Source organism: Streptomyces sp. FXJ1.172, assembly GCF_001636945.3.
Lineage (GTDB): Bacteria > Actinomycetota > Actinomycetes > Streptomycetales > Streptomycetaceae > Streptomyces.
In genome coordinates this window covers 6,651,396-6,663,060 of record NZ_CP119133.2, presented here as the reverse complement: position 1 = coordinate 6,663,060, position 11,665 = coordinate 6,651,396, and the positions used below count along the sequence as shown (strand labels likewise).

Below are 11,665 nucleotides of genomic sequence, written 5' to 3'. Positions count from 1 at the left end.
GCCCGCCGCCGGGCGGGTGTTCACGTACGGCGGGCGATGATGCGGTACGCGTTCGAGAAGGGGCTGCGGCGCAGCACCGGGGCCAGGGCGTGGTCCAGGGCCGAGGCCGCGGTGACCAGGGGGCCCAGCGCCCAGCGCAGGGGCCGGGGCGCCCGGGCCAGGAACAGGGTCAGCGCCGCCGACAGGTCGTAGGGGAGGTGGGCGGCCCGGCGGTCCTTGGTGAGGATCGTGCAGCCCTGGGCCTCCAGTTCCTGGCACAGGTTGCGCAGGGGCAGCAGGTGCAGCTGGCGGGGCTGGCTGTGCGGAAGCCACCAGCGGCCCAGCAAGGCGGCGAACACGCTTCTCGGGTCCGGGAGTTCGAGGAGCAGGAGGCCGCCGGGGCGCAGCGTGTCCAGGGCCGCGCGGAGTTCGGCGCGCGGGTCGGGGGCGTGCTCCAGGTGGCGGAGCATGCTGACCACGTCGTAGCGCGCGTGCAGGCAGGACAGGACCCAGGGGTTGGTGAGGTCGCCGATGTGCGCCTCCTCGACACGGCCCGCCTGGGCGGCCTGCTTGACCCTGGCGGTCGCGTCCAGGCCGTCGAAGCACGTGTACGGGAACACCTCCCTCGCCGTCTTCGGGAACTGGGCGTGGCCCGTGCCCACGTCCAGCCAGCTCTCCGGCTCGGCCAGCGGCAGCACCGCGTGGGCCACGGCCCGGTGCCGGCGGCGGACCGCCCGGGCGGAGAGGACCCGGTCCGCGAAGTCCTCCAGGCGGGCCGCGTAGAAGTGCATGTGGTGGAAGGCGAGGCCCTCCGCGGTGAGCCGCGGGTTCTGGAAGGCGTGACCGCAGTCGCGGCACCGGTCCACGCCGTACGCGCCGGGTGCGGACCGCCGTCCCCGGGCGGCCCGCACCCGGGTGCGCAGGCGCCGGCCGCCGCACCAGGGGCAGTTCTCGCGGCGCGGCTCGTGGTACGGGTCGGCGGGCGGCTCGGTGTGCGGGGTGGGGGGCGAGGTCGGCATGGGCGGCTCCCTGAGCGACATTCCACGACAAATTGGAACGTATGGGATCCCGATCTTGGGTGCAATGACGTCACCGGGGTGTGGTGGCGATGTGGCGCGGAAGCGGGCATGCGCTGGCGGTACTGTTCGGCGAATGAGCAGGCTTAATCTGGACGACTTCACTGATCTGATCGAGCGCCCGGACGGGGGCGTGCGCCGTGACGCCGAGGCCCGGCGGGAGCGCCAGATCGTGCCGCCCGGGGCACTGGGGCGCCTTGACGAGCTGGGCAAGTGGCTGGCCGCCGCGCAGGGTGCCGCACCGGTGCGGCCCGTCGAACGGCCGCGGGTGGTTCTCTTCGCCGGTGACCACGGCATCGCCGGACTGGGCGTCTCGGCGCGGCCCGCGGGCAGTGCGGAGCAGCTGGTGCGGGCGGTGCTGGAGGGGGCGAGCCCGGTGTCCGTGCTCGCGCGGCGCTTCGGGGTTCCGGTGCGGGTCGTGGACATGGCCCTGGACTGCGAGCCGGACGCCTTCCCCGAGGACATCGGGCGGCACCGGGTGCGGCGCGGCAGCGGCCGTATCGACGTCGAGGACGCGCTCACCCTGGAGGAGGCCGAGGCGGCCCTGCGGGCGGGCATCGCCGTCGCCGACGAGGAGGCCGACTCGGGTACGGACCTGGTGGTGCTCGGTGACATCAGCGTGGGCGGAACCACGGCCGCGGCGGTGCTGATCGCCGCGCTGTGCGGGACCGACGCGTCGGTGGTGACCGGGCGGGGCGGGCTCGCGATCGACGACCTGGCGTGGATGCGCAAGTGCGCGGCGATCCGGGACGCGTTGCGGCGGGCCCGGCCGGTGCTCGGCGACCAGTTGCAGCTGCTGGCGACCGTGGGCGGGGCTGACCTGGCCGCGATGACCGGGTTCCTGCTGCAGTGCGCGGTACGGAAGCTGCCAGTGATCCTTGACGGCGTGGTGGCCGCGGCCTGTGCGCTGGTCGGCCAGCGGGTCGCCTTCCGGGCGCCGGACTGGTGGCTGGCCGGGCACGACAGCGGGGAGCCGGGGCAGGCGAAGGCGCTGGACCGGATGGCGCTCGAACCGCTGCTGGAACAGGGCGTGATGGTCGGCGAGGGGGCGGGGGCGCTGCTCGCTCTGCCGTTGGTGCGCAGCGCCGCCGCGCTGGCCGCGGAGCTTCCCGAGAAGCCGGAGCCCGAGAAGGAGTCCGGCGAGAGCGCGTAGTCGGGTTTCGGCCGGTTCGGCAGTGCCGGAATCCGCTGTCCGGCCCGAGCGCCGTCGCGGCGGGGAAAAGGGGCGGAGCCCCAGGACAAGGGGGGCGTCCCGGCGGAAAAGTGCGGTTCGTCAGGGCGACGCCCATATGATCCTGCCCCATGGGAGATGCCCGAATTGCCGTGCCGCCGCAAGTCGAACCGGATCGACCGGGTGAGGAGGGGCGGCGGTCCACCGGAGCCTCCCGGCGGGCCGCCGCCTTCGCCGTCTGGTATTTGCGGACCGTCGCCTTCATCAACTTCCTCAGCGCGGTCTGGGTCTCGCTCGGGCAGGACGTTCGCCGGCACAACCAGGACGACTACTTCACGCCGTACCTGCTGACGGCCGGTTTCGCCTCGGGTGTCTTCACCGCGTTCCTGGCGGTCACCATGCGGCGGCGCAAGCGGGCCGCGTGGATCCTCAACCTGGTGATGAGCGGGGTCTTCCTGGCCCTGTTCGCGTTCGCGATGGCGTTCCCGGAGATCCACCGGTACGCGCAGAACTGGATCTCGCTCGGCCTCACGGCCGCGTTCGTCGGCTCGCTGCTCGTGGGCCGGCGGGAGTTCTACGCCAAGGGCGACCGCTCCAACCCCCGGCTCGCGGCGAGTGTCGCCGTCGGCGGCGGCCTGCTCGCCTCGCTGCTGGCGGCGCTGCTGGTGACGGTCACCAACCAGGCGCCGGACGCGGCCCGTTCGACCTTCCTGGAACGCTGGCACTACGGCGCCCTGCGCCTGGTGTCGGTGGCCGCCGACGAGGCCCGCTTCCCCGGCATCGACCCGCCGAACTGGGCCAACGTCGCCGTCAACGTGCTCAGCACGGCCCTCGTCCTCGCCGTGTTCTACGCCGCCTTCCGCTCCCGGCGCGCCGTCGACCCGCTGACCGAGGACGACGAGAAGCGGCTGCGGGCCCTGCTGGACCGGCACGGCGAGCGGGACTCGCTGGGCTACTTCGCGCTGCGCAGGGAGAAGAGCGTGGTGTGGTCGCCGACCGGGAAGGCGGCCGTCGCCTACCGCGTCGTCGGCGGCGTCTCGCTCGCCTCCGGGGATCCGATCGGGGACCTCGAGGCCTGGCCGGGGGCGATCGCGCCGTGGCTGGCCGAGGCGCGGGCGCACGGCTGGATCCCGGCGGTGATGGGGGCGAGCGAGGAGGCCGGGACGGTCTACGCCCGGCACGGCCTTGACGCGCTGGAACTCGGCGACGAGGCGATCGTGGAGGTCGCCGAGTTCACCCTGGAGGGGCGGGCCATGCGCACCGTCCGGCAGGCGCACAACCGGGTGCGGCGGGCCGGGTACGAGGTGCGCATCCGGCGGCACGCGGATGTCCCGGCGGACGAGATGGCGCGGCTGGTGAAGCGGGCGGACGACTGGCGGGACGGGGCGACCGAGCGCGGGTTCAGCATGGCGCTCGGCCGGCTCGGGGACCTTGAGGACGGGCGGTGCGTGATGCTGGAGTGCACCGACGCCGAAGGCCGGCTGCGCGCGCTGCTGTCCTTCGTGCCATGGGGACCGCACGGACTGTCCCTCGACCTCATGCGCCGGGACCGGGACTCCGACAACGGGCTGATGGAGTTCATGGTGATCGAACTGCTGCGGCGGGCCGGCGAGATCGAGATCACCCAGGTCTCACTCAACTTCGCGATGTTCCGATCGGTCTTCGAACGTGGCGCACGCCTCGGTGCCGGTCCGGTGCTGAGGCTGTGGCGGTCCCTGCTCAGCTTCTTCTCGCGCTGGTGGCAGATCGAGTCGCTGTACCGCGCCAACGCCAAGTACCGGCCCATCTGGGAGCCGCGGTTCCTGCTCTTCGAGAAGAGCGCGGACCTGCTGCGCATCGGCCTCGCCTCGGCCCGCGCGGAGGGCTTCCTGGAGGCGCCGGGACTGCCGAAGTGGCTGCACCGCAGGCATCTGGGCAGCCACCGTTGAAGAACACCTGAAGAGGAACGTCCGATGAGAACGCTCGCCCGCTGGGCCCGTGAGGAGTGGGGGCTGCTGTGCGTCACCGTACGCGAGACCCTGCGCAAGCGGCACCTGCGGGCGATCCCGATGACGCTCATGACGGTGTGCCTGACGGCCCTGCTGCAGTGGGTGCAGAACCAGCAGTGGGGCTACCAGTTCGTGCAGAACGTGGGCGCCGTACGGGCCGAGGACCCGCTCTGGCTGGGCCTGCTGCGCACCCCTCTCTCGCTCTTCGTGCCGGCGCTGGACCTGCCGGTGTGGGGCGCCCTGGTGCAGATCCTGCTGGTGTTCGGGATCTCCGAGGTGTGCATCGGCTGGTGGCGGACGCTGACGATCGCGTACGTGGCCACGCTCGCCGGCACCCTGTACGCGCGCGTGGGCATCTCGCTCGGCGCCCACGCCCCGTTCGGGCTGCCCTGGACGGACGCGCAGGTGGTGGACACCGGTCCGTCGGCGGCCGTGGTGGGGCTCGCCGTGTACGTGGCCTGGCGGTACGGCGCCTACGCGACGGCGGGTGCGGTGACCGTGGCCATGGTGGGCGAGGTGCTGCTCAAGCAGAACCTGGCGGGCAAGGAGCACCTGGCCGCGCTGATGGCCGTGGGACTGCTGTGCCTGGTGGTGGCGGTGCGGCACCGGTTCGGGCACGAGCTGCGCCTGCGGCTGCGGTGCGCGTACGGCGGGCGGCCGCGGCGCGGTCAGCGGCGGCCGGGCAGCCGCACCGGGCGCGGGTCGGGCCTGCCCCCGATCCAGTCCTGAAGGGCGCGCCGCGGCCCGGCCCAGCGGCGGTCGTGGCGGTAGGCGCGCAGGGCGGCCTTGGCGCGGGCGCGGGGACGGCGGCCGTAGAAGCGGCGGGCCCACGGGGAGCCGGGCCGGGCCAGCCGCACGGCGCCGACCAGCGCGACGAGGGGCACGATGACCCCGAAGACCGCGGTACGGCCCTTGCCCTTGCTCAGGGCGATGAGCGACAGGAGGAAGTTCCCGGCGATGCTGGCAATGACCGTGCCCCGGTCCTGGAGTTCCTGCTGGGACAGGTCGTTGACGCCGAACGGCGCGAACCCGGCGAGCAACAGCCCGACCAGGGCCGCGGTGAGGACGACGACCTCGACGCTCTTGCGGCCCTCCTCGCTCCAGTAGACGTCGTCCAGGTGCAGGATCAGCGCGAACTCGTCCAGGACCAGCCCGGCGCCCAAGCCGAACAGCACCGCGGAGACCGCTCCCCCGACGCCGTGCCGGTCGCTGGCGACGGCACCGAAGCCGCCGATGACGGTGAGGACGACTCCGGGGACGACATGGTGGATGTGCAGCCCGCCCGCCCTGACGTTGCCGAACGGGCCCTTGCCGGCCCGGATCAGGCGGGTGATCACCCGGGTCACCAGGAAGGCCAGCACGAAGGCCGCGAGGGCGAGCAGCAGCGGGAGTTTGCCCGGTTCGACGATGTTCCGATCCCACCAGTGCCCCATGTGCGCACTTTATCCCCGGCGCCGTGGGGGAGCCCGGCGGCCGCCCGGTACCCTGCGCCGGTGCTCACGTCCTCGTCGCCCTCTCCGCTCGACGGCCTCCGTTTCGCCTTCGGCACCCTCACCGTGCTGCCCGTCCGGGTGCGCCGCTGGGACCGCGGAGCCGCGCACGGCGGGATGCTGGCCGCCCCGGCGGCCGGACTGGTCGTCGGCGCGGCGGCGGCCTGCCTCGGCCTGCTGCTGCTCGCCCTCGGCGCCGGCCCGCTGCTCGCCGCCGTCGCCTCGGCCGCCGTGCCCGCGGCCCTGACCCGCGGCCTGCACCTCGACGGCCTCGCGGACACGGCGGACGGGCTGGGCAGCGGCAAGCCCGCCGAGGACGCGCTCAGGATCATGAAGCAGTCGGACATCGGGCCGTTCGGGGTCATCACCCTCGTCCTGACCCTGCTGGCCCAGGTCGCCGTGCTGGCCCAGCTGTACGGCGACTCCTGGGCGCGGGGCGCCGCGGCGGCCGTGACCTCGGCTGTGGCGGCCCGGCTCGCCCTCACCCTCGCCGCCCGCACCGGAGTACCGGCCGCCCGCCCGGAGGGGCTCGGGGCGGCGGTGGCCGGGGTGGTCCCGGTGCGGGGCGCGCTGGCGGCCGCGGCGGTGTGCACGCTCGCGGCGGCGGCCGGGGGCGCGTTCTTCGGGCTCTACGGCGCCGTGCGCGCGGCGCTCGCGATGCCGCTGGCCGTGGCGGCGGCCGAGCTGCTGCTGCGGCACTGCCTGCGGCGGTTCGGCGGGGTGACGGGGGATGTGTTCGGGGCCCTGGAGGAGACGGCGGCCACGGCGGCGCTGGTGGTTCTGGCTTTCGGTCACTGACCGCTAAGCTCTGCGCCCGTACACGGACAAGAGTGATCGGGGGACTCCGTGTTGACGCTGCGCCGGATCACGGCCTGGTTCATAGACTTCGCGCTGGTCATCGGCGCGGCCGCACTGCTGGCGGTGCTGACCTTCCACCGCATCACCGCCCTCGTCACCGACATACCGTCGCTGGCCACGAAGGGCGGTCTCGACCTGCTGACCTCGCGCGGTGACGTCGTGGACGCCTCCGAGCACCTCGGGCTGTCCCTGTGGAACTCGGTGGTGCTGGACGTGGAAGAGGCCTTCGGGGCGCTCGTGATCGCCACGTTCCTCTACCAGTGGGCGTGTCTGGCGCTGCTAGGCCGCACCCTCGGCAAGGGCCTGCTCGGCCTGCGGGTCACGCCCCGGCTGTCCCGGCACACCCTGCGCCGGGCCGCCGTCACGACCGCCGCCGACGTCGCGGTGTACGCGCTGGCCTGTGTGCTGCTGGTCGAGGGGCACTTCCTCGCGTCGCTGCTGGTGTGGGCGGTCGCGATGATGCTGTTCCTGGTCAACGCACTGCCGGTGTTCTTCCCCGGCCGCCGCTCCCTCGCCGACCGGCTGGCCGGCACCTGTGTCGAGGGCGCGCTTCAGCGGGCCGGGGCCACGCCGACGGGCAGCGTGCCCCAGGGGTGAGCGCCCGCGCCGGGCACCGCGCAGTGCACGGCGGCGCCCCGCTCCCGGGCCGCACCGGCCACGTCCGCGCCGGGCGGAACGCCGTACACCAGGTGGGCCTGGAGCACACCTGACGGGTAGGCACGGGGGTGCGGCGGGGTGCGGCGGTACGCCGTCCAGGGGCCCTCGAAGGTGACGAGGACGTCGGCGAGCGCCGCGTACGCGGGATGCGGGGCCGTGCCGTGGTTCAGCACGAGCGGGCCGCAGCCGAGCGCGCGGGCGACGGTCGCCAGCCGTTCGTACCACCCCAACTCCTCGATTCCGGCGCTCACTTGGTCCAGGAAAACGCCCTGTGTGCCGTACCAGGCGCGGTGCCGGGTCAGGTCGCTCACGACATTCCCGTACGGCCTGCGGGCATAGCCGGTGTCGACGTAGCCGAGGAGGGTCACGCCCGCCGCGCGCAGCCGGCCGGCGGTCCCGGCGAAGACCGCGTCGGGGCGCTCGCCGGGGCCGCTCGCGGGGTTGAGGACGACGCCGTACACGCGGGGCGCCGCCGCGAGGATCGCCGCCCACTCGGCGGGGCGGACGGACGGGTGCTCGTAGTACGGGACCAGCAGCGTGTTCATCGGTGGACGGTCGCCTTTCCCAACAGGGCCCACACCAGCCGGGGATGTGCGGGCAGGCCGGGATGCGCCCAGGTGTACGCGTCCGGTTGGGGGATCCCGTACGTCCTCTCGTACATCTCCAGGGCCGTCTGCTCGGCCGTGCCGGCGAGGAAGGCGGGGGTGATGGCGGGGCGCGCGGAGTCGGCCGGTTTCACGGTGGTGTACGGGACGCCCTCGCTCTTCACCTGGGCGGTGATCGCGGCGACCGGCGCCACGCCGTCGTCGGCCGTTCTCCAGCGGTGCGCGCGGTGCGCCATGACGGGTTCCTCCCCCAGAGGTCCTCCGTCGGCGGGCCCCACGGCCCGCCGGAACCCGACGAGTGTGGCTCAGCCCGCCCGCACCCGGGGGTGGGAAGTGACCATGACGCCACGGACAGGTGAACACCCGCAGGAATGAGCGAACGCCCGCACGCGCGTAGTCTCGTCCCGGGTGTTCGCCGACAGGGTGAAGGCCCCGGTTGCCACCGGTCCGAAGACCTGGGCCTAGGGTCGGCTCTCGGGCCCGGTCGACCCACCCCGTATCGGCCACAGCAATTTCACATCGGAAGCGAGATCTCACCACCGTGACTGCTCTGACTCTCAGCACCGCCGCGGCGCCCGGCCTCCGGGCCGACGCGATCGTGATCGGTGTCGCCAAGGGCACCAAGGGCCCCGTAGTAGCGCCTGGCGCCGAGGCCGTGGACAAGGCGTACGACGGCAAGCTGGCCGGCGTCCTGGAGACCCTCGGCGCCTCGGGTGCCGAGGGCGAGCTGACGAAGCTGCCCGCTCCGGCGGGCTTCAAGGCCCCGCTCGTGGTGGCGGTGGGCCTGGGCGCGGAGCCCGCCAAGGGCACGAAGAACGCCGAGGACGGCGACGGCGGCTTCGACGCCGAGGCGCTGCGCAGGGCGGCCGGTGTGGCCGCCCGGGCGCTCGCCGGGTGCAAGAAGGCCGCGTTCGCGCTGCCCGTGGACGGCCCGGGCGCCGTCGGCGCGATCGCCGAGGGCGTGCTGCTCGGCGCGTACGCCTTCGACGTCTACAAGGAGGCCGCGAACGGCCTCGCCAAGGCCAGGAACGGCAAGGCGCCGCTGGCCGAGGCCGCGCTGCTCGGCGGCAAGCCGCGCGACGCCGCCCACAAGGGTGCCGTCGCCCGTGCCGTCGCGGTCTGCGAGGAGCTGAACCGCGCCCGTGACCTGGTCAACACCCCGCCGAACGACCTGACCCCGGCCGCCTTCGCGGGCATCGCGCAGGCCGCGGCCAAGGAGCACGGCATCAAGGTGCAGGTGCTCGACGACAAGGCCCTGGTCAAGGGCGGCTACGGCGGCATCCTCGCGGTCGGCGGCGGCTCGGCCGCGACCCCGCGCCTGGTGAAGCTGTCGTACAAGCACCCGAAGGCGGACAAGCACCTGGCCTTCGTCGGCAAGGGCATCACCTACGACTCGGGCGGCATCTCGCTGAAGCCGGCCGGTCACAACGAGACGATGAAGTGCGACATGAGCGGTGCCGCCGCGGTGTTCGCCGCCGTCGTCTCCGCCGCGCGCCTCGGCCTCGAGGTCAACGTCACCGGCTGGCTGGCGCTGGCCGAAAACATGCCCTCCGGCTCCGCCGTGCGCCCGGGTGACGTGCTGCGCATGTACAGCGGCAAGACCGTGGAGGTGCTCAACACCGACGCCGAGGGCCGGCTGGTGCTCGCCGACGCGCTGTGGGCGGCCTCGCAGGAGAGCCCGGACGCGATCGTGGACGTCGCGACGCTCACCGGCGCGATGATGCTGGCGCTCGGCAGCCGGACCTTCGGTGTCATGGCCAACGACGACGCGTTCCGCTCCACGCTGCACGAGGCGGCGGAGGAGGTCGGCGAGCCGGCCTGGCCGATGCCGCTGCCCGAGCACCTGCGCAAGGGCATGGACTCGACCGTGGCCGACATCGCGAACATGGGCGAGCGGATGGGTGGCGGACTCGTCGCCGGTCTCTTCCTGCGCGAGTTCGTGGGCGAGGGGATCACCTGGGGGCACCTGGACATCGCCGGCCCGGCCTTCAACGAGGGCGGCCCGTTCGGTTACACGCCCAAGGGAGGCACGGGTTCCGCTGTACGGACGCTGGTCCGGCTGGCGGAGCTGACCGCCTCCGGCGACCTGGGCTGACGTTCACCCACCGGCACAGTTGACGCCGTCGTACGGCGGCTTCGCGGCGCGGGGGCCGGTCGCGCCCGCGTCGCGGAGCCGCCCGTCAAACACCCCCGCGCCCCTGTGCCGGCGCTCACGCCCCGTTCGTTTCCGGTGAACGTGGGACGTCTCACACACCGGCCCGGCGTCTCGGTCCCGTCCGACAAGTGCAAAGATGGAGCCCGGCAGGACAGGGCCCCCACCGAAGGGCCGAAGCATCAAGCGGCCGGACACCAGCCGCCTGCCGGTCATCGGAGACCGGCGTACGGCGCACATGCATGGAGGACGTGACGTGGCGAACGACGCCAGCACCGTTTTCGACCTAGTGATCCTCGGCGGTGGTAGCGGTGGTTACGCCGCGGCCCTGCGCGGGGCGCAGCTGGGTCTGGACGTCGCCCTGATCGAGAAGGACAAGGTCGGCGGCACCTGCCTGCACCGGGGTTGCATCCCCACCAAGGCCCTGCTCCACGCGGGCGAGATCGCCGACCAGGCCCGCGAGAGCGAGCAGTTCGGCGTCAAGGCCACCTTCGAGGGCATCGACGTCCCGGCCGTCCACAAGTACAAGGACGACGTGATCTCGGGCCTGTACAAGGGTCTGCAGGGTCTCATCGCGTCCCGGAAGGTGACGTACATCGAGGGTGAGGGCCGGCTGTCCTCCCCCACCTCCGTCGACGTGAACGGGCAGCGGATCCAGGGCCGCCACGTCCTGCTGGCGACCGGCTCCGTGCCGAAGTCGCTGCCGGGCCTGGAGATCGACGGCAACCGGATCATCTCCTCCGACCACGCCCTCGTCCTGGACCGCGTGCCGAAGTCCGCGATCATCCTGGGCGGCGGTGTCATCGGCGTCGAGTTCGCCTCGGCGTGGAAGTCCTTCGGCTCGGACGTCACGGTCATCGAGGGCCTCAAGCACCTCGTCCCGGTCGAGGACGAGAACTCTTCGAAGCTTCTTGAGCGCGCGTTCCGCAAGCGCGGCATCAAGTTCAACCTCGGCACCTTCTTCCAGAAGGCCGAGTACACCCAGGACGGCGTGAAGGTCACCCTGGCGGACGGCAAGGAGTTCGAGGCCGAGGTCCTCCTCGTCGCCGTCGGCCGCGGCCCGGTCTCGCAGGGCCTGGGCTACGAGGAGGCCGGGGTCGCCATGGACCGCGGCTACGTCCTCGTCGACGAGTACATGCGGACCAACGTCCCGACCATCTCCGCGGTCGGTGACCTCGTCCCGACGCTCCAGCTCGCGCACGTCGGCTTCGCCGAGGGCATCCTGGTGGCGGAGCGTCTGGCCGGTCTGAAGGTCGTTCCGATCGACTACGACGGTGTCCCGCGGGTGACGTACTGCCACCCGGAGGTCGCCTCCGTCGGTATCTCCGAGGCCAAGGCCAAGGAGATCTACGGCGCGGACAAGGTCGTCGCTCTCAAGTACAACCTGGCGGGCAACGGCAAGAGCAAGATCCTGAAGACCGCGGGCGAGATCAAGCTCGTCCAGGTCAAGGACGGTGCCGTGGTCGGCGTCCACATGGTCGGCGACCGCATGGGCGAGCAGGTCGGCGAGGCCCAGCTGATCTACAACTGGGAGGCGCTGCCGGCCGAGGTGGCCCAGCTCATCCACGCCCACCCGACGCAGAACGAGGCGCTCGGCGAGGCCCACCTGGCGCTGGCCGGCAAGCCGCTGCACTCCCACGACTGAGCCTTCGGTCAACGGGCGCGACGACACAGACTTCCGCAATTCGT

At 72.9% G+C, this 11,665-nt stretch carries 11 protein-coding genes; 7 read left to right on the top strand and 4 right to left on the bottom strand.

The window, feature by feature from the left end; all coding sequences use genetic code 11:
- Nucleotides 1-20 precede the first annotated feature (20 nt).
- Nucleotides 21-998, bottom strand: coding sequence for a methyltransferase domain-containing protein (locus A6P39_RS29880; RefSeq protein ID WP_067038952.1), 978 nt, complete (start codon nt 996-998; stop codon nt 21-23).
- A 133-nt stretch (nt 999-1,131) separates the two neighbouring features.
- Between A6P39_RS29880 and cobT the strand changes: the two genes are divergently transcribed.
- The 3 genes from cobT (at nt 1,132) to A6P39_RS29865 (ending at nt 4,943) form a co-directional block, all read left to right on the top strand.
- Entirely contained in the window at nt 1,132-2,208 is a 1,077-nt protein-coding gene (gene cobT / locus A6P39_RS29875; RefSeq protein ID WP_067038953.1) for a nicotinate-nucleotide--dimethylbenzimidazole phosphoribosyltransferase, read from the top strand.
- 149 nt (nt 2,209-2,357) lie between these two features.
- Nucleotides 2,358-4,154 (top strand): phosphatidylglycerol lysyltransferase domain-containing protein, encoded by a 1,797-nt coding sequence (locus A6P39_RS29870; protein ID WP_067038954.1) that lies wholly within the window; start codon nt 2,358-2,360, stop codon nt 4,152-4,154.
- Nucleotides 4,155-4,178: 24 nt separating this feature from the next.
- Nucleotides 4,179-4,943 (top strand): hypothetical protein, encoded by a 765-nt coding sequence (locus A6P39_RS29865; protein ID WP_067038955.1) that lies wholly within the window; start codon nt 4,179-4,181, stop codon nt 4,941-4,943.
- On the opposite strand, the gene A6P39_RS29860 is transcribed toward A6P39_RS29865, so the two are convergent.
- The gene (locus A6P39_RS29860; RefSeq protein ID WP_067038956.1) at nt 4,883-5,647 is read right to left on the bottom strand and encodes a hypothetical protein; all 765 of its coding nucleotides are present in this window, start codon (nt 5,645-5,647) and stop codon (nt 4,883-4,885) included. The genes A6P39_RS29865 and A6P39_RS29860 overlap by 61 nt on opposite strands.
- 60 nt (nt 5,648-5,707) lie before the next feature.
- Between A6P39_RS29860 and A6P39_RS29855 the strand changes: the two genes are divergently transcribed.
- Complete coding sequence (locus A6P39_RS29855; RefSeq protein ID WP_067038957.1) at nt 5,708-6,502, top strand: adenosylcobinamide-GDP ribazoletransferase; 795 nt, start codon at nt 5,708-5,710, stop codon at nt 6,500-6,502.
- A 48-nt stretch (nt 6,503-6,550) separates the two neighbouring features.
- Complete coding sequence (locus A6P39_RS29850; RefSeq protein ID WP_107304190.1) at nt 6,551-7,159, top strand: RDD family protein; 609 nt, start codon at nt 6,551-6,553, stop codon at nt 7,157-7,159.
- Here A6P39_RS29850 and A6P39_RS29845 read toward each other — a convergent pair.
- Entirely contained in the window at nt 7,114-7,764 is a 651-nt protein-coding gene (locus A6P39_RS29845) for a spherulation-specific family 4 protein (RefSeq protein WP_067038958.1), read from the bottom strand. The genes A6P39_RS29850 and A6P39_RS29845 overlap by 46 nt on opposite strands.
- Entirely contained in the window at nt 7,761-8,060 is a 300-nt protein-coding gene (locus tag A6P39_RS29840) for a hypothetical protein (RefSeq protein ID WP_067038959.1), read from the bottom strand. Before A6P39_RS29840 ends, A6P39_RS29845 begins: the two co-directional genes overlap by 4 nt.
- Nucleotides 8,061-8,365: 305 nt before the next feature.
- On the opposite strand from A6P39_RS29840, the gene A6P39_RS29835 reads away from it, so the two are divergent.
- Nucleotides 8,366-9,919: a leucyl aminopeptidase gene (locus A6P39_RS29835; RefSeq protein ID WP_067038960.1), complete on the top strand. Its 1,554-nt coding sequence runs from the start codon at nt 8,366-8,368 to the stop codon at nt 9,917-9,919.
- 313 nt (nt 9,920-10,232) lie between these two features.
- A complete protein-coding gene (lpdA, locus tag A6P39_RS29830) occupies nt 10,233-11,621 on the top strand; it encodes a dihydrolipoyl dehydrogenase (RefSeq protein ID WP_067038961.1) in 1,389 nt (462 codons plus the stop codon).
- Nucleotides 11,622-11,665 lie beyond the last annotated feature (44 nt).

Coding starts and splice junctions, on each gene's coding strand:
- A6P39_RS29880 (WP_067038952.1), bottom strand. CDS start 998: ATGCCGACCTCGCCCCCCACCCCGCACACCGAGCCGCCCGCCGACCCG.
- cobT (WP_067038953.1), top strand. CDS start 1,132: ATGAGCAGGCTTAATCTGGACGACTTCACTGATCTGATCGAGCGCCCG.
- A6P39_RS29870 (WP_067038954.1), top strand. CDS start 2,358: ATGGGAGATGCCCGAATTGCCGTGCCGCCGCAAGTCGAACCGGATCGA.
- A6P39_RS29865 (WP_067038955.1), top strand. CDS start 4,179: ATGAGAACGCTCGCCCGCTGGGCCCGTGAGGAGTGGGGGCTGCTGTGC.
- A6P39_RS29860 (WP_067038956.1), bottom strand. CDS start 5,647: ATGGGGCACTGGTGGGATCGGAACATCGTCGAACCGGGCAAACTCCCG.
- A6P39_RS29845 (WP_067038958.1), bottom strand. CDS start 7,764: ATGAACACGCTGCTGGTCCCGTACTACGAGCACCCGTCCGTCCGCCCC.
- A6P39_RS29840 (WP_067038959.1), bottom strand. CDS start 8,060: ATGGCGCACCGCGCGCACCGCTGGAGAACGGCCGACGACGGCGTGGCG.